The organism is Nocardia puris (genome assembly GCF_036051655.1).
GTDB lineage: Bacteria > Actinomycetota > Actinomycetes > Mycobacteriales > Mycobacteriaceae > Nocardia > Nocardia puris.
Map to the genome: position 1 here is coordinate 1,950,340 of NZ_CP107943.1, position 16,977 is coordinate 1,967,316.

At 70.6% G+C, this 16,977-nt stretch carries 15 protein-coding genes and 1 pseudogene; 10 read left to right on the plus strand and 6 right to left on the minus strand.

Features of this window, described 5'->3' with window-relative positions:
• Positions 1-203 precede the first annotated feature (203 nt).
• Genes OHB21_RS08595 through OHB21_RS08605 form a run of 3 tightly spaced genes read left to right on the plus strand, consistent with a single transcriptional unit; the run spans position 204 to position 3,168 of the window.
• Positions 204-671 carry a hypothetical protein gene (locus tag OHB21_RS08595; protein WP_195125052.1) on the plus strand — a complete coding sequence of 156 codons (468 nt, stop codon included), beginning with the start codon at positions 204-206 and terminating at the stop codon, positions 669-671.
• Positions 672-679: 8 nt separating this feature from the next.
• Positions 680-1,786 carry an MAB_1171c family putative transporter gene (locus OHB21_RS08600; protein ID WP_195125053.1) on the plus strand — a complete coding sequence of 369 codons (1,107 nt, stop codon included), beginning with the start codon at positions 680-682 and terminating at the stop codon, positions 1,784-1,786.
• Entirely contained in the window at positions 1,783-3,168 is a 1,386-nt protein-coding gene (locus OHB21_RS08605) for a cytochrome P450 (RefSeq protein WP_195125054.1), read from the plus strand. The genes OHB21_RS08600 and OHB21_RS08605 overlap by 4 nt, the downstream gene beginning before the upstream one ends.
• A 12-nt stretch (positions 3,169-3,180) precedes the next feature.
• Here the strand turns inward: OHB21_RS08605 and OHB21_RS08610 are convergent, their stop codons facing one another.
• Positions 3,181-3,642, minus strand: coding sequence for a MarR family winged helix-turn-helix transcriptional regulator (locus tag OHB21_RS08610; RefSeq protein WP_324195159.1), 462 nt, complete (start codon positions 3,640-3,642; stop codon positions 3,181-3,183).
• Here OHB21_RS08610 and OHB21_RS08615 point away from each other — a divergent pair.
• Positions 3,560-3,757: pseudogene (locus tag OHB21_RS08615) on the plus strand (hypothetical protein); the annotation flags it as partial. The gene OHB21_RS08610 and the pseudogene OHB21_RS08615 sit on opposite strands and share 83 nt — an antisense overlap.
• Before the next feature lie 156 nt (positions 3,758-3,913).
• Positions 3,914-4,711, plus strand: coding sequence for an LLM class F420-dependent oxidoreductase (locus tag OHB21_RS08620; protein ID WP_324192157.1), 798 nt, complete (start codon positions 3,914-3,916; stop codon positions 4,709-4,711).
• 44 nt (positions 4,712-4,755) lie between these two features.
• Here the strand turns inward: OHB21_RS08620 and OHB21_RS08625 are convergent, their stop codons facing one another.
• A complete protein-coding gene (locus tag OHB21_RS08625; protein WP_067503175.1) occupies positions 4,756-6,018 on the minus strand; it encodes a cytochrome P450 family protein in 1,263 nt (420 codons plus the stop codon).
• A gap of 247 nt (positions 6,019-6,265) precedes the next feature.
• Between OHB21_RS08625 and OHB21_RS08630 the strand changes: the two genes are divergently transcribed.
• The 3 genes from OHB21_RS08630 to OHB21_RS08640 all read left to right on the plus strand — a co-directional run bounded on the left by OHB21_RS08630 (position 6,266) and on the right by OHB21_RS08640 (position 9,188).
• Positions 6,266-8,050 (plus strand): ABC transporter substrate-binding protein/permease, encoded by a 1,785-nt coding sequence (locus OHB21_RS08630; protein WP_195125056.1) that lies wholly within the window; start codon positions 6,266-6,268, stop codon positions 8,048-8,050.
• Positions 8,051-8,053: 3 nt separating this feature from the next.
• Positions 8,054-8,779, plus strand: coding sequence for an amino acid ABC transporter ATP-binding protein (locus tag OHB21_RS08635; protein WP_067503182.1), 726 nt, complete (start codon positions 8,054-8,056; stop codon positions 8,777-8,779).
• Between the two features lie 112 nt (positions 8,780-8,891).
• Complete coding sequence (locus OHB21_RS08640; protein ID WP_084537317.1) at positions 8,892-9,188, plus strand: hypothetical protein; 297 nt, start codon at positions 8,892-8,894, stop codon at positions 9,186-9,188.
• A gap of 57 nt (positions 9,189-9,245) precedes the next feature.
• Here OHB21_RS08640 and OHB21_RS08645 read toward each other — a convergent pair whose 3' ends face one another.
• Genes OHB21_RS08645 through OHB21_RS08660 form a run of 4 tightly spaced genes read right to left on the minus strand, consistent with a single transcriptional unit; the run spans position 9,246 to position 15,311 of the window.
• Positions 9,246-10,511, minus strand: coding sequence for a CHAT domain-containing protein (locus OHB21_RS08645; RefSeq protein WP_407675170.1), 1,266 nt, complete (start codon positions 10,509-10,511; stop codon positions 9,246-9,248).
• 21 nt (positions 10,512-10,532) lie between these two features.
• On the minus strand, positions 10,533-12,056 hold the full coding sequence (locus OHB21_RS08650; protein ID WP_067503192.1) for a tetratricopeptide repeat protein: 1,524 nt from the start codon (positions 12,054-12,056) through the stop codon (positions 10,533-10,535).
• Position 12,057: 1 nt separating this feature from the next.
• Positions 12,058-13,689, minus strand: a complete 1,632-nt coding sequence (locus tag OHB21_RS08655) for a hypothetical protein (protein WP_067503196.1) — start codon at positions 13,687-13,689, stop codon at positions 12,058-12,060.
• Positions 13,689-15,311, minus strand: coding sequence for a hypothetical protein (locus tag OHB21_RS08660; protein WP_228789786.1), 1,623 nt, complete (start codon positions 15,309-15,311; stop codon positions 13,689-13,691). Before OHB21_RS08660 ends, OHB21_RS08655 begins: the two co-directional genes overlap by 1 nt.
• Before the next feature lie 134 nt (positions 15,312-15,445).
• On the opposite strand from OHB21_RS08660, the gene OHB21_RS08665 reads away from it, so the two are divergent.
• Positions 15,446-15,982 (plus strand): lipoprotein LpqH, encoded by a 537-nt coding sequence (locus OHB21_RS08665; RefSeq protein ID WP_067503199.1) that lies wholly within the window; start codon positions 15,446-15,448, stop codon positions 15,980-15,982.
• Between the two features lie 93 nt (positions 15,983-16,075).
• Complete coding sequence (locus tag OHB21_RS08670; protein ID WP_195125057.1) at positions 16,076-16,873, plus strand: hypothetical protein; 798 nt, start codon at positions 16,076-16,078, stop codon at positions 16,871-16,873.
• The last annotated feature ends 104 nt before the right edge of the window (positions 16,874-16,977 follow it).

Here is a 16,977-nt window from a genome sequence, read left to right on the forward strand (position 1 = left end):
CCCCGGCGACCCCGCGATCGTAGCCGCCACCCCGGCCCTCGCCACCCCCTCCATCCCTCGCCCGCCGTCGCGACGCCCGGTACTGTCGTTGTCGGCGGGGTCTTCCCGATCGTCGGGTCGCGAAATGCGCCCGCTTCATCGGCATATCACCGGGGGTCGGGGTGCGGAACATCGAGGAGAGGTTCGACGATCTCCTTCGCGCGGTGCCGATCCCGGTCCCGTGGGATCTGGGCGCCTACGTCTCGGCGGTCGCGGAGTACCGAGCGCGTCCGATCACCCTCCACCCCGTCAGCATGTCCGGCGTGGCGACCGCCGGATGTGGCGGTGGCGGTGGCCTGTGGATCGTCCGCCGCGACGACGACCTGATCGCCTACGACGACCGCACCTCCGATCGGCACGCTGAGCACATCGTGCTGCACGAGGTCGGGCACATGCTGCTCGGACACGACCGTGCCCCCGCCGGCACCGACACCGACCACGGGTTGCTGCGCGAACTGCTCCCCTCGGTGTCGGCCGAGGCGATTCACCGCGTGCTCGGCCGCGACGCCTACGCCAACGCGCGCGAGCGGGAGGCGGAGATGTTCGCCGATCTGGCGATGGTGCGCGCGCAGTCCCCGGCCGCGGCACCGAGTACCTTGCGCGCCACGTTCTTTCGCGGACGACAGCGATGATCTCGCCGGTGCCCGCCGCTTTCGCGATTCCGGTGATCGCGGTGGTCGCGCTGATCGCCGCCGCGCGGTGGATCATGGTGCGCGACAGCGCGGTCGACCACCTCATCAACCGGTCGCTCACGTGGGCACTGGCCGGGCTGCTGCTCCACGAACGCGGCGTGGCGCCCGGCATCGCGAGCTGGCTGCATCAATTCTCGCTCGGCTGCATCCTTTTCACGCTCTCCGGTGTCTACGGCATCGCCGCCCTCTGGGGTGGTGCGGACCCGGCCTCGGCGCGGCCGCGCCAACGGCGCTACGACGCCGCGGCGGCGGGTGTGCTCGCCGTGGTCCTGATCGCCGGTACACCGGCCCGATCCGAGGGATTGCTCATCGATCAGGCGCTCGGTGTTCCGTCGATCCTGTTCTGGGGCGCTTTCGGGGTGCCCCTGGCGGTGTGTGCGCTGCGCATCCTGCGATTGGGCGTTCGCGAATTCCGGGCCGCCGAATCGAAGGCGCGTGAGCGGCTGGTGTACGCCGTCATTCTCGCCGCCGCGGGCGGGCTGTTGATCGATGCGATCGCGGGACCGTCGGTCGCCGCCGTCCACGTGCTCACCGGTACCGATTCGCCGGACCCGCAGATGGTGCGCAAGGCGGCCACCTTCTTCGCCGCCACCCTCTGCGCGGCCGTCGTCACGTCGATTCCCCTTGTCACCGAGACCCTTTCGCGCTTGGGGTGGGCGGGCATGGGTCGCGAGATCCGGTTGCTGCGTCCGATGTGGCGGGATCTGACCGACGCTTTTCCTGAGGTCGTGCTCTACACCCCGGCGGAGTGGGCGGCGTTGGACGACCGGGTGCGCTGGCACCGCATGACGGTCGAGATTCACGATGCGCTGATGCGGTTGCGCCGTGGTGCGGAACCGCCGGCCGAGCCGATCGCCGCCCCACCGGAGGGCGCCGCGCTGCGCATCGCGCGGGCGCTGCGTGCCGAGCGGGAGGGCCGCGTGTCGAACCAGTCCGCCGACGTCGAAACGTATTCTCTGCCAGGAGATTCGACGCAGCTCGCGGCGATCGCCGCCTTCTGGCCCGACGCTGTCCGGCGCGTGGGCGACCGGATGTATGAGGAGCGAATCCATTGACACGCGTATCGGAACATCGCGCGACGCCGCTGCCGCACCCGCGCTGGCGGCTGCCGTGGCTGGGTGATGTGCTGACGGTGAACCCGGTCCGGCCCACCCAGGCGTCGATGGCCGATGCCAGGCGCTACGGGCCGATCTTCGAGCGCCGCATCGCGGGCTATCCGATCGTCGTGGTGAGCGGGCCGGATCTGATCGCGGAGATCAACGACGAGCGGCACTGGACCAAGAACGTCGGTGTGCTGTTCAAGCTGATGCGCCCGATCGTGCGCGACGGCCTGTTCACCGCCTACAACCACGAGCCCAATTGGTCCAGGGCACACCACATTCTGGCGAGCGCCTTCACGCAGGAGGCGATGCGCGGCTACCACCGGACCATGGCGGGTGCCGTGTCGGACCTGCTCGAGCACTGGACCGCCCGGGCGGGCGAGTGGATCGACATCGCCGATTCCGCCAACAGATTCACGCTGGAGGTGATCGGCCGGGCCGGATTCAGCTACTCCTTCGACTCGTTCACGCGCGGCGACGAGCATCCTTTCGTCGCCGCGATGGGCCGCGGGCTGCGCCATATCAACCGCAATGCCAATCTGCCTCCCGCCCTGCACAATCTGCCGCGGGCACGCGCCGCCCAGCACCGGCGCGATATCGCGTTCGCGCACGGCCTCGTCGACGAGGTCATCGCCCGGCGCCGCCGCGAGGATCCCGACGGCACCGCCGACCTGCTCGGATTGATGCTCAACAGCGCCGATCCGGTGACGGGCGAGCGACTGGACGAGATCAATATCCGCCACCAGATCCTCACTTTCCTGGTCGCCGGTCACGAAACGTCGGCGGGCGCACTGGCATTCGCGCTCCACTTCCTGGCGGCGAATCCCGGGATCGCCGCGCGGGCGCGCGACGAAGTCGACGAACGCGGGTCCGGTGGCGAGCTCGAGTACGCCGACGTGGGCAAGCTCCGGTACCTGCGTCGCGTGGTGGACGAGACGTTGCGTCTGTGGCCGATCGCCCCCGGGTACTTCCGGGAAGCGCGGCACGACGTCACGATCGGCGACGGGAAGTATTCGTTCGCCGAGGGTGACTGGGTGTTCGTCCTGACCTTGCAGGCGCACCGCGACCCCGTCTGGGGGTCCGACCACGACGAATTCGACCCGGACCGCTTCCTCCCGGAGAACCTCCGCCGCCTCGGCCCGCACATCTACAAGCCCTTCGGCACCGGGGAGCGCGCCTGCATCGGCCGCCAGTTCGCCTACCACGAGATCCTGCTCGCCCTGGCGCACATCCTGCGCACCTTCACCTTCGAACCGGACCCGCGCTACCGCCTGAAGGTCCGGGAACAGATCACCCTGAAGCCCGACGGTTTCCGCCTGAGGCTGCATCCCCGCTGAGTGCGGCCGGATTCAGCTCGCGGCCAAGAGTTTTCCGAGAAGAGTCGTGAGCTGGTCGCGTTCGCGGGGGGTGAGGGCGGCGAAGGTGCGGTCGAGGAAGGCGGGGACGGTGCGCTCGGCGGCGGTGAGTGCGCGTTTGCCCGCCGCGGTGAGGGTGACGGCGTAGGCGCGGCGGTCGCCGGGATCGCGTTCGCGGCGAACGTAGCCGTGGCTTTCGAGGTCGTCGGCGATGCCGACCATGACGCTGCGGTCGATCCGCAGTTCCTCGCTGAGCGTGCGCTGGGAGCACGGGCCCACCGCCGCGAGCATGCGCAGCACCAGGTGTTGTCCGACGCCGAGACCTGGTTCCGTGGCCGCCGCCTCGGCGGCGCCGAAGATGATTTGTGAACAGATGGAGACGGGCGCTGCGCCCGCCCCGAGGAAGCGGGCCCCGATATCGCTGAACCTGACCGCCGACGAAGTCCTGTCCACCACCCGCGCGGTGCGCAAACGCCTCGACCTCACCCGGCCGGTACCCCGGCACCTCATCGAGGAGTGCGTCGACCTCGCCACCCAGGCGCCCACCGGCCGCAACCGGCAGCGCTGGCACCCTCTCGCCTACACCCTCGGCACCGAATTCCGCCCGGCCGCCCGCGTCGACCGGACCCAGGTCCTGCACTGGAACCGCTGGTGAACCGCGATGCGGTGGGCAGGGAACGCGCCCGCCGGTAGCCTCGTGCGCGGGGGCGAGCGAGGAGGAGGGACTGTGAGCACTCGACCGGTTCGGATCGGCGTCCAGCTGCAACCCCAGCACGCGCCGGAGTACGGGTTGATCCGCGACGCGGTGCTGCGCGCCGAGGACGCGGGCGTGGACATCGTGTTCAACTGGGATCACTTCTATCCGCTCAGCGGTGATCCCGACGGCGCGCATTTCGAGTGCTGGACCATGCTGGGCGCGTTCGCCGAGCAGACCGAGCGGGTGGAGATCGGCGCGCTGGTCACCGGCGGCGGCTACCGCAACCCCGATCTGCTGGCCGATATGGCGCGCACCGTCGACCACATCAGCGGCGGCAGGCTGGTCCTGGGTATCGGCGGCGGCTGGTTCCAGAAGGACTACGACGAATACGGTTACGAGTTCGGTACCGCAGGGTCGCGCCTGAACTTGTTGCGCGACAACATGGTTCGACTCACCACCCGACTGCGCAAGCTGAATCCGCTGCCCACGCGCGACATCCCGATCCTGATCGGCGGCGGCGGTGAACGCAAGACGCTGCGCCTGGTCGCCGAGTACGCCGACATCTGGCACAGCTTCTCCGATCTGGAGACGCTGGCCCACAAGAACGCGGTCCTCGCCGAGCACGCCGCCGCCGTCGGCACCGACGAATCGCGCATCGAACGGTCGCTGGCCTGGCCGGGTGTGGAGAAGGCGCCCGCCTACCGGGCGGCGGGTGTCTCACTGTTCACGGTCGGCGTGAGCGGGCCCGACTACGACCTCGGGGAACTGATCCGCGCGATCCGCTGGCGCGACGAGGTGAACCCGGAACAGGTCGCGGGCCTGGCGTGAGCGTGGTGTGGACGATCGGGCGAATCGTCCACACCACCAACGGATCACACGGGCGCGAGCACGTATTCGTCCGCGGTGGCGAACCGCACCGGCAGTTCGCTCAGCCCGCGGATGAGCAGGCTCCTGCGCCAGGACAATTCGTCGAACTCCCCGTCCAGCGCCATCGCGGGCACCCGCTCCAGCAGCCGCGTGATGGCCACGGTCGCCTCCATGCGCGCCAGCGCGGCCCCGACGCAGTAGTGGATGCCGTGGCCGAACGCGAGGTGGCGGTTGTCGGTGCGGTCGAGGTCGACGCGGTCGGGGTCGGTATGGCGCCGGGGGTCGCGGTTGGCTGCCGCCAGCGAGATCATGATGAACTCCCCGGCGTCGATATCCTTGCCGCCCAACGTGATCGGCGCGGTGGTGAAGCGCGCGGTGGCCAAGTGCACCGGGCCCTGGCAGCGCAGGATCTCCTCCACGAACGCGGGGATCCGCTCCGGTGCCGCGCGCAACCGAGCCGCCGTCGCCGGATCGCGCAGCAACTCCAGCACCGCGTTGCCGATCAGGTTGACCGTCGTCTCGTGCCCGGCTGCCAGCAGCAGGAACAGCATCGCGATGAGTTCCTGCTGATCGAGCCGGTCGCCGTCCTGGCTGGCCGCGATGAGGTCGGAGAGCAGGTCCTCGCCGGGGTGGTCGGTGCGCGCCGCGATCAGCTCGGTGAGGTAGGTGAAGAAGCTGATGCCCGCGCTGGTGCGCGCTTCCACGCCCGCGGTCTCGTCCACCACGACGGCGGTCCAGGAGCGGAAGTCGTCCTTGTCGTCGTCCGGCACGCCGAGGAGTTCGCAGATGACCGCGATCGGCAGCGGGAAGGCGTAGCTGTCGATGAGGTCGGCGCGGTCGCGCGCGAGCATGTCGTCCAGCAGGTCGTCGGCGAGGGCGGTGACGCGCGGACCGAGCCCGCGCACGGCGCGCCCCGCGAACGCCTTCGACACCAGTCCGCGCAGCCGCGTGTGCTGCGGCGGATCGGCGAAGAGCATGTTGTCGTTGACCGCGCCGCCGAACAGTCCGGCCGCGCCGTTGCGCGCCAGCGCCGCCTGCCCTTCCGGCGAGCTGACCCGCTTGCTGATGGTCGGCTCGACGAAGGCCTGCTTGGCGACGTCGCCGTCGACCACCAGCCAGCCCAGCACGCCGTCCAGGCGCACGCGGTGGATCGGCCCGCGGGCGCGCAGCACGCGGTAGACGGCGTGCGGGTCACGGTAGAAGCTGTCGTCGGTCAGTTCGAGGATCTCGTCGGCCGGTGCGGGCGGCTGCGACTCCGGGTGGTTCACGTACGTCCTTTCGAAGGTGGCTTGGCTGTTCTGCGAGGCGTGCGCGCCGTGGCGAGCAGCGGTGGAACGTCGAGCGTTTCGATCGGTGGAACCCGTGCGGCGAACGGGATGTCGGAATTGTCTGCTTCCCCCGGGCAAACCGCGCGGCGATTCTCGCACAGCGCGCCGAGGCGCTCGCGCGTGACCCAAATCGCGTTTCCCCTGGTGTTGCTGTGTATTTGCGCGATACCCGTTACTGTGATCCGTCATGTCCGGTCTGCTCGTCGCGCGCTACCGCGCCCTGCTCGCCCTGATCCTGCTCACCGTGGGATTCGCCGCGACGGGGTGCGGCTCCACGGGCGAGAGCCGTGATCTGTGCGCGCCACCGGGGGTGAACGCCGCCTCCGCCGCGCCGGAGAACCTCGCCATTCCCGCGGCGGCCGGTCCCGATCGCTACACCACCGCGACGGTCGCGCCGCTGGAAAGCATCGACGTGAACCGGCTCGGGCTGCTCACCCCGGGCGTGCTCAGCGTCGGCACCCTCTCCGACGCGCCGCCCAGCATCTGCGTGAACTCGGCGGGCTCGTTCACCGGCTTCGACAACGAACTGCTGCGCGCGGTCGCCGCGAAACTCGGTCTGCGGGTGGAGTTCTCCGGCACCGAGTTCGCCGGGCTGCTGGCCCAGGTGGCGGGCGGGCGGTTCGATGTGGGCTCGTCCAACATCACCACCACCGATGCGCGCCGCGAACTCGTCGGCTTCACCAACGGCTACGACTTCGGGTATTTCGCGCTGGTCGTGTCCGACACCAGCCCCGTCAAGGGCTTCGACGACCTGGGGCCCGGCTCGCGGATCGCGGTGGTGCAGGGCACCGTGCAGGACGAGTACGTGGTGAACACCCTGGGCCTGGACCCGGTGAAGTTCCCCGACTACAACACCGCCTACGCGAATCTGCGCACCGGTCAGGTGGATGCCTGGGTCGCGCCGTCGGCGCAGGCGGACGGCGCGGTCAAACCCGGTGACGGCACCGCGATCGTGGCGAACTCCTTCAGCCTGGACAATTTCGCGGCCTGGGCGGTGAACAAGGGCAATCAGCCGCTCATCGACGCGCTCAACAGCGGATTGGACGCCGTGATCGCCGACGGCACCTACGCCCGCCTCTACAGCGACTGGGTGCTGCGCGAACTGCCGCCGGGCTGGAAGCCGGGTTCCAAGGCCGCGCCGGTGCCGGACCTGCCCGACTTCGCGGCGCTGGCCGCCGAGCGCGGTGACACCGGCGCCACCGAACAGTCCGCGCCCAAGTCGACGTTGCAGCAGCTGGGCGAGACCTTCTTCGATTGGGAGCTGTACCGCAAGGCCTTTCCCGATCTGATCAAGACCGGTCTGCCGAATACCCTGATCCTGGCGGTGGTTTCGGGTGTGCTCGGCACGTTGCTCGGCATGCTGCTGGCCGTCGCGGGCATCTCGCGCACGCGCTGGTTGCGGTGGCCCGCAAGGGTTTACACCGACATCTTCCGCGGATTGCCCGCCGTGGTGATCATTCTGATCATCGGTCTCGGCATCGGGCCGGTGGTCCGCGACATCACCGGCAGCAATCCGTACTGGCTCGGCGCGGTCGCGCTGGCGTTGCTCGCCTCGGCCTACATCGGCGAAATCTTCCGTTCCGGAATCCAATCCGTGGAACCGGGCCAGCTCGAGGCCGCCCGCGCCATCGGCCTCGGCTACCGCCAGGCCATGACGCTGGTGGTGATCCCGCAGGGCGTGCGGCGCGTGCTGCCCGCGCTGATGAACCAGTTCATCGCGCTCATCAAGGACTCCTCGCTGATCTACTTCCTCGGCCTGCTGGCCAGCCAGCGCGAGTTGTTCGCGGTGGGAAGGGATCTCAACGCCCAGACCGGCAACCTGTCGCCGCTGGTCGCGGCGGGCCTGATGTACCTGGTGCTGACCGTGCCGCTGACCCACCTGGTGAACTACATCGACCGCCGGATGCGCACGGGACGCCCGGACCGCCCCCTCGACGAGCTCGAGCAGGCCACCATCACCGAAGGACGCTGATCAATGAGTGCCTCTCTCACCGGGACCGGCCTGCACCTGACCCTGGGCCGCAACCACGTGCTGCGCGGGATCGACATCCACGTCGAAGCGGGCACCACCACCACGGTCATCGGACCGTCCGGCTCGGGCAAGTCGACCCTGCTGCGGGTGCTCAACCGGCTGTACGAGCCCGACGAGGGCGACATCCTGCTCGACGGCGAATCGGTGCTGCGCGAGGACCCCGACCGGTTGCGCCAGCGCATCGGCATGGTGTTCCAGCAGTTCAACCTGTTCCCGCACATGACGGTGGCCGAGAACATCGCGCTCGGCCCGCGCAAGCTGCGCGGACTGTCCAAGGAGCAGGCCAGGGCGCTGGCGCTCGAGCAGCTCGAGATCGTGGGCCTCGCCGAGAAGGCCGATTCGCGGCCGGCGAACCTGTCGGGCGGGCAACAGCAGCGGGTGGCGATCGCCCGCGCGCTGGCCATGCGGCCGCAGATCATGTTCTTCGACGAGGCCACCTCGGCGCTGGATCCCGAGCTGGTCAAGGGCGTGCTGGCGCTGATGGCCGAGCTGGCCTCGGGCGGGATGTCGATGGTGGTGGTGACCCACGAGATGGGGTTCGCGCGCAGCGTGTCGGACAACGTGGTGTTCATGGACGCGGGCCAGGTGGTGGAGACCGGCGAGCCCGACGCCCTGTTCACCGACGCGCGGACCGAGCGGCTGCGGAAATTCCTCTCCCAAGTGCTCTGACGGGGTGATCGGGGGCTGTCAGCGCATCGTCAGCAATCTATACTGATGCATATACGCTAATGTGTTACCGATCACAGATCTCCTGTCCATCGGCTTGGAAGAAGGCATTCTGATGACCACAGCACACCTCGAGCACACCGGTCACGCGCACGAGCACGGACCCGGGTGCGGCCACGTGGCGGTGCCGCACGGCGATCACGTGGACTACGTCCACGACGGTCATCTGCACCGCGCCCACGACGGCCACTTCGACGAGTGCGAATCCGCGGGTCACACCGAACACACGGCCCACGACCACGTGCACGGCGAGGGCTGTGGGCACGTCGCGGTCCCACACGGCGACCACGTCGACTACATCCACGACGGCCACCGCCACGCCCCGCACGACGGTCACTACGACGAGCACTGACCCGGCGAGCGCCGGACCCCGGGCGGGCGTTTCTCGCGTCCGCCCGGGTCTTCGTGGCTAGGTGTGGAAGGTCGCGAAGGCGGTCCAGAGCAGGGGTGAGTCGGCCGGGGCGGCGGATTCGCGCCACGCGGTGAGGCGGGCGCGTTGCCATTCGGCGAGGGTGGTCAGGGGGTCGGGGTGGTCGTGGGCGGTGTCGACGGCGCGGACCACGTCTTGCAGCGGTGTCGCGTCGACGGCGGCCAGGCGCTGGAACGCCAGGTCGGTCGGCAGCGGCCAGCGGGTGGCGGTGACGAGTTCGGCACCGCCGTTCACCATGGCGGCGATCAGGCCCAGCGCCTCGGTGAACCGCAGGTCGCCGCCGCTTTCGCAGGCGATGAGCGCGACCCGGCTGGGGATCGGCCAGAGCTCGGGGCCCGCGACGGGCTCCTCGCTCAGCGTGTGGGTGCCGAGCAGGAGGTCCTTCGCGGAGAGCGGGCGGTGGGTGCGCTGCGGTTCGGCGAATCCGAGCGCGCCGGCGGTGCAGGCGAGGTGCAGTTCCGCGTTCTCGCTGCGCCCCGATTCCGGCGCGGCCGCCGTGACGTGGCCGACGTAGATCAGCCGGGAGGCGCCGGCGCGCAACGTCTTCGAGAGCCAGTCGCGGTCCAGGTCGGTGCGGCGGAACGCCTCGACCGGATCGACCACCTCGGGCCGGAGTCGTTGGCGCGCACTGTGTTCGGCCACACGAGCGGCCAGCGGTGATGTGGCGTCCATGCGGCCCAGCACCGAACCGAGCGCCGAGTCCGCGCGGAAACCGGGCACCCGGGGGTCGAGCACGGCGACGACCGGCAGCTCGCGGTCGGTGTGCCATGTGCGCGCGACCCGTCCCGGTGCGTGCACGACGCCCGCCGGGGCGAGCATGCTCACGTCGGCGATGTCGAGGAGCCTTAGAGTCGGGTCGGGTGCGAGGAGTTCCCACGGCACCTGCGCCACCCTCGGTGACGGTTGGATCCGCAGGTGTGGGCGCACGCCTCGCGTGTGCAGCGCGTGCAGTTGGACGGCGAGTGCCTGGGGGAGCAGGGCACGGGAAAGCTGTTGGGCGAGGTGGTATTCCGCGTCCCGGTTCATGAACGCGCCTGTGGTGAGGCAATCCCGCAGGCCGTCCGCGCCGCGCGGATCGGGTAGTGCCGCCGCCAGCGCGGCCACCGCCTCGTCCACCTGCGCGCCGGGCAGCATGGCGGTCCCGCGCGCGTCCGGGTCGCCTTCCCATCGCCAGGACATGTAGAGGTCGCCGGCGTCGGCCATCCGCACTATGGCGGTGGGCTGGGTGTCGGTTGTGTCAGGCACGCCCGCAACACCTTTCGTTGCTCATACCGGCAGCACCCGGTCCTCTCGCACGGTGCGGCCGTAGCGTTGTTCGGCGGCGGTGATGTAATCCGCCAGAGCGATGTGGCCGTCCGGGGCAACGGCCAGGCGCGGGGGTGGGGTGACGGGGAGGCCGGCTTCGGCGGCGACGTGGGCGAGCGCGGAGCCCAAGCGCAGGGCCGGGCCGGTGTCGGCGTGCGACTCCGTGGGTGTGAGGGGTTCGAGGGGTAGGCGCGGTGGAGCGGGGCGTGCGGCGCGGTCCATGTCGAGTGTGGTTCCGGCGCAGTGGGTTTCGACCAGGTCCACGATCAGCTGGGCGTCGCCGCACAGGTAGGCGAACCGGAAGGCCAGACGCGTGGCGGGGTCGGCGATCTCGCGGTTCCACTGGTCGCGCTGCCCGCCGCCCGGCAGCGTGTATCGCACGGCGTCGATGGCGATCGCGGCCGTCACGGCGACGTCGCGGCCGAGGGTGAGGAGTTCGGCGGGCGGTGTGCCCTCGATGTGGTCGACCACCATCTCCAGCAGAGTCGCGTGCCAGAAATCGACCTGGGCGCAATGCAATCCGAGCCCGCGCTGGGCGTAGGCCCGGAACGCCGTGTCGAGCAGTTCTCGGCCCTCGGCGAGGCGGCCGTGGGCGAATTCTAGTGTGGCCAAGCGTGTCTGGACGGCGGCCACGTCCAGCGCGGCCCCCGATTCGGTGAAGTAGTCGAGACTGCGCCGGTACAGTTCGCCCGCGCCGTCGAGATCGCCGCGGCCCTCGGCGAGAAACCCCAGCGTCTTGAGCCCCACACCCGCCCGGTAGCCGAGCCCGGCCTGCTCGAAGTACTCCTGGCTGGCCCGCAGCGGCGCCTCCGCCTCGTCGAACCTGTTGACCCGCGTGTACAGCACCGCGAGGTTCTGCTTGGTCTCCGCGACGCCGTTCACGTCGCCCGCCGCTTCGAACGCCGCCAGCGCCTGGGTGGCGAAGTCGAGACCGAGCTCGCGCCGTCCGGTCTCGAAATACGCGCCCGCCAGGTTCATCAGCGGATGCGCGCGCAGTTCCGGCGCGAAACGGTCGGCCAGATCCAGGGATTCGGTGGCGAGGTCGATCACGCGCAACCACTGCGCGCGATGGAACGCGACGGCGGTGAGCGAGAGCAGGCACGGAATGCGCAGCGCCACCAGATCCGGGTGCGTAGCCAGATCGGCGTAGCCCCGCTCGAGCGCGTCCTGCGCCTCGTCCAGCTCGCCGACGTGCTGGAGCGCCTGCGAGTAGTTGATCAGCGTCGATACGCGCTTCTCCACGGCGTCCTCGGGGATCTGCGCCAGAGCTTCCCGGAACATGGCGATCGCCCGCGCGTGCTCGCCCAACTCGTCGCACATGCTCGCCGCGTTGATCAGCGCGCTCACCCGCACCCCGCCTTCGGTGGTGCGCGCGGCGTGCTCGAAGATGCGCAATGCTTCCACCACGTCACCGCGCTGATGCGCGGCGGCGCCCTCGTAGAGGAGTTCCAGGCCGGGTGGGGAGTTCTCGGGAATCTGCGCCATATCAGAAGTCCGATTCGCCTGCGGCGGCGGCGATTTCCGCGAGCAGGGGCGGGTCCGCGTCGTCCGGCGCACTCGCCCGGCGCACGCGGGTGGTAGCGAAATCCCGGATGCGTTGCCGGAGTGCGGGATCGGTGCGGGTGGTCGCGCCGACGCCCGGGACGTACACCTCGACGGTGTCGACCGAGTCGGCGGGGAGGGGCGTTTCGCCGTACCAGGTGTCGCCGCGCAGGGTGAGGTCGGCGGTCACGTTTCCCGCCGGAGTCGTGAACGCCGCGCGGGGGCGCAGATGGTCCGGCGCGGAGGTCAGCGTGGGTGCCGCGACGACCTGAACCCGCGCGACGGTCGCGCCCGCCTCCCGGCTCAAATCCCACGAGACCGCCCGCTCGGACGCATCCACCAGTCCCGGCGGGCAGCGCCACCAATCCCACCCGCCGATCCCGCGCCCGAACGCCAGCCCACCGCCGCGCGCACCACCAGCCGCCAGCGCGTAATCCTCGGCCCTGGCCGACAGTGGTTCGGCCACAACGTCTTCCGTTGCAACTTCCGCATCCGCGCCGTCCACGAGCAGCTCGCACTCCTCGGTCAACGTCGCGATCTCCCGTGCGAGCAACCCCTGATCCAACGCCGGAATCCCATCCACCGTCGACGCCGGCCACCACCGCGCCGCCCAGTGCGCGTACGCCAACCGCCACGCCCGCCCCACCACCTCGGGCAGCGCGGGTTCGACCAGCAGATCGATCGCGACGGCCGGGCCGTTCGCCTCGGTGCCGGACGTGTCCGCCGATCCGTGAACGCCCGGCGCGACGACCGACTCCGCGTTACCCCCACCAGACCCGGCCGCGTTGCCATCGCCGAGTGCGGCCCCGCCTTCGCCCGGAGCGCTACCGGACCTCGCGACGTCAGCCGTATCGAGGTGAGCGCTGGACGTCGCCCTGTCGCGGCTCTCGACCACGCTGTCGCCGGGGTCGGTCGCGCCGCCGTCGACCTTGGCGGTGCTGTCATCGTCGCCGAGCGGAGCCGTCCCACTGGACGCGGTGGCACCGCTGCGCGGGCGCATGGCCCGGCCGGTGCCGAACCGGTCCGTCGCGCCGCTGGGCTCGGTCGTTCCGCTGGCGGCTGCGTCGACGTCGTCGTCGGGCGGTGGTTCCACACCACCTCCAGCTGTAATGCCGCCGTTCTCGCCGGCATGGTCGTCGGCGCCGAGTGGACTCGCACCACCGCGCGGGCGCGTGGCCGCGCCAATCTCGAACCGGTCTGTTCCGCCGACACTGGTCTGCCCGATGCCTCCGCCGTCGGCGGCGGAACTGCCGGGCTCGGTGGTCCGGATGCCGGCGCTGGACGGTGCCCCACCATCGCCCGGTCCTCCGGAATCCCCTGTCGGGGCGGAGAGTTCGCCGATCACGACGGCCACGCGTTCTCCGTACAGGGCCCACAACCAGTCCTGGGCGGCGTCGGCGTTGTCCAGGACGGCGGCCGGGATGCGTTGGCCGGCAAGGAGACTCCAGGTCAGGTGGCCGCCCGCTACCTCCAAGACCGCCGTGTCGGGGGCCGGGGCGTCGTCGAGCACGGTGGGGGCGCCGGCCGGGGCGATGGCGATCGACCCGTCGGTGAGTACGCGGACCCGCACTTCCATCAGCTCGCCCTCGATTCCGCCGCGCCCGGCTCCGCCGCCCGCACACTGAGCGCCTTGCGCACGCGGGTGCGGTGATCGAGCATCACCGAGCGCGCCACGCCGTCGAGGAGGTCCCACAGCTCGCCCGGCTCGTCCGCCGGCGCACCGCGCACATCCCGCCCGTGCAGCCGCACCCACAGCCTGCGCAGATACGGCCGCCACGGCGTCCGCAACTCCTCGGCTATCGCCCCGAGTGGCCCCTCGACCTCGGCTCCGCTCACCACCAACCGCCGCGCCTGCAACACATAGGCCTCCCGCCGCCACCGGGCATTCACGACCCGATGCGCGGCCGTCTCCCCGCTCGAACGCTCGGGCCCGACACCGTCCGGACCCGAATCCCGCGAGCCGACGACTCCGGTATGGGGTGCACTCGCACCGGTATCGACTGCCACCGCTCGGGTGTGCGGCGCGCCCTCCCTGGCGCGGACCGCGCTGTCGGCGCCCGTGCCGGCCGACGCGAGACTCGCCACCCCGACCTCCCTCCGGCGCTCGCCCGAGAACTCGCGATGCGAGCTGGCCTCGGCAGTCACCCGCCCGCCGGCTACGGCATGCCGCGGGTCCGAGCCGGACTCGTGACCTCGCGCCCGCGGACCGCCGCTCCGATGCTCCCTGCGCGCCGCGTCAGACATCCCCTCCGCCCCCACGATCGGCGAAAGACCCAGCGCCAACGCGACTCCCGCGCTCGCCACCACGCGCAGCGTCTCGTCCAGCAGCGCCCACGGCGCACAGCTGCGGGCGATCTCGTCGGTCACCAGATCGGGGATCGCGGGCAGCTCGGCCCGTTCGGTAGACGCCTGCAACACCGTGAAGACCCGCTCGTACACGGTGCGATCGAACGGTAACCCGAGGTCGGCGGTGGAGGCCGACGCACCGAGCCGCGGCGGCTGCGGCAACGGGTGCTCGGTGAGCCCCAAATCGAAGGCACCGCAATTCTTCTCGCGGTACCACAGCGAGATCCCGGTGTGTGTACCCGCATTGGACGCGACGAGCCGCCGGAACAGCTCACCACCATCCCCACTCACGCACGCTTCCAGCAGCGGTGCGAACGCGAACTCCCGCCCCGCGACAGCACCGGGCCGCCTTCCCCACGCCACCGCGATCAACGCCGAAAGCCGTTCGGCCCGTTCGGCATCGGTGAGATGGTCCTTCAGCGCCTGCGTCGTGCGCCCGGCGGCGAACGAGTGGATGTCGCGCAACGCCGCCTCGGCGCGCGGGCGGTCGCGCGCCGGATCCGGATGCCCCGCCGTGACGGCCAGCTCGAAGCAGCGCTGGAAGTACAGGTCCTGCGGATTCCCCTCGGTGACCCGCAACCCGCGCCGCACCTGCTTGAGCAGCGTGAACCACGCCGCCGTGGCGCGCAGCGCGTCGGCGTGCGCGTGGACCAGGCTCGCCAGCAGCGTCGCGCCGTCGGCGCCGATCAGCGGACCCGCGCACGCCGGGTGTCGCACCGGCCGGATGACCAGCGGGTCCAGCACGAGTTTCACCGTGCGGCGCAGCGGACCGCCGTGTGGGCCGCTGAGCGCTTCGACACCGTCCAGACCGCGCCACACCTCGTCCAGCACCATGGCGCGCGGTCGTCGCATCGTGCCAGGTTAACGCCACCGCCGCCGCGACGGAACGCGCAAACCTGGGATCGGTAGGCCGGGCGCCGTTCCTACGTTTCTCTCAGGCCGCCCCAGCAACGGGCCGCATCACCGAGAAACGAAGGAGCACCACCATGAACACCACCGTCTTCCGCGCCGGAGCCGCCACCCTCGCCGCCGTCGCGCTCACCGCGTTCGTCGGCGCCTGCGGCGACGATTCCGACAGCGCCGCCCCCGCCACCTCGGCCCCCGGCACCAGCGCGGCGGCCGCCCCGTCGGGCGGCGGCTCCGTGGCGCTGGTCGACGGCAAGGAGCTCGCGGGCAGCTTCGACACCACCTGCGCCAAGCAGGGCGACACGCTGGCGCTGGCCCTCACCGACAACGACAACGCCACCTACGGCCAGCTCTCGGTCAGCGCCACTCTCACCGGCGACGACACTGTGCAGGCGGTCGGCATCGCGGGCAGCAAGGGCGGCTCGTCGGGCCTGCCCTACGCCGTGGGATACGGCAACGGCCAGCCCGGCGGCTCGGCGAAGGTCGTCAAGGACGGCAACACCTTCAAGGTCACCGGCGAGGGCGTCGGCGCGCCGGACATGACCAACCCGATGGCCGGCCCGTCGACCGCCACGTTCGACATCACCTTCGCCTGCTCGACCATCGTCGGCGGCTGATCCGGACGTTCGGCTTCCCGCCGCCCGGCGCCCTCCGCGCGGGGCGGCGGGTTCCCGAGAGCCCGGCCACACCGAAAACCCCAGGGAGCGACCATGATCCGCAATGTCCGCCTCACCACCGTAGCCATCGCCGTGCTCGCCGTCGGCGCCTACCTCTGGCACGGCCTCACCTACGAACCGTCCGGCCCCTACGACTCCGGCGCCTGGGCGAACGGCCTGATGGTCCTGCCGATGCTCGCGTTCATGCTGCTGATCTTCGTGCTCGCGTTCACCGGCGAGGGGATCGGGTCGGCGATGACCGGCCGCAATTCCGGTGAGTTCCGCAACGCGCCGATGGGCATCGGCACCGTGAAATCGTTCCAGCAGACCGGCGTACGGCTCAACGACCAGCCGCAGGTGCTGATCGAGTTCTCCGTCGAGACGGCCGACGGGAAGGTCTTCGAGTCGTCCGCGAAGAAGATCGTGCCGCTCACCGAGCTGTCGCTGCTGCGGCCCGGTGTGGTGCTGCCCGTGCGCTATCTGCCCGGCCGCACCGACCGGGTGGAGATCGACATGTCCGGCGATGCCGTCGCGGCCCAGCGGGCCATGAACGAATCCATGATCCGCAAGGGCTTCACCACGAAGGCTAAGCTCGACATCGTGGCGCGGGGCGTGGCGGCGCAGGCGGTGGTTCGGGCGCTCTCGGTGCCCGGCGAGATCCGCGACGGCCACACCAAGGTCGAGCTGGACCTGGTGGTGACCAGGCCCGACGGCAGCACCTTCGCCACCCGCTCCGAGAAGTTCCTGCCGCCGGCCGCGATCGGGAACGTGCAGGTCGGCCGCATCCTCCAGGTGTACTACCTGCCGGAGAACGAGCGCGAGGTGGTGACCGCGATCCCCGTCAACGCGTGAGCGCACCCGTCGGTTCGCGGGTTCCGGTGGCGCGATCCACCGGGGCCTGCGAACCTGTCGTGGATCGCCTCGCTGGGCGTCCGCAAACTGAGGGTTACCTAATT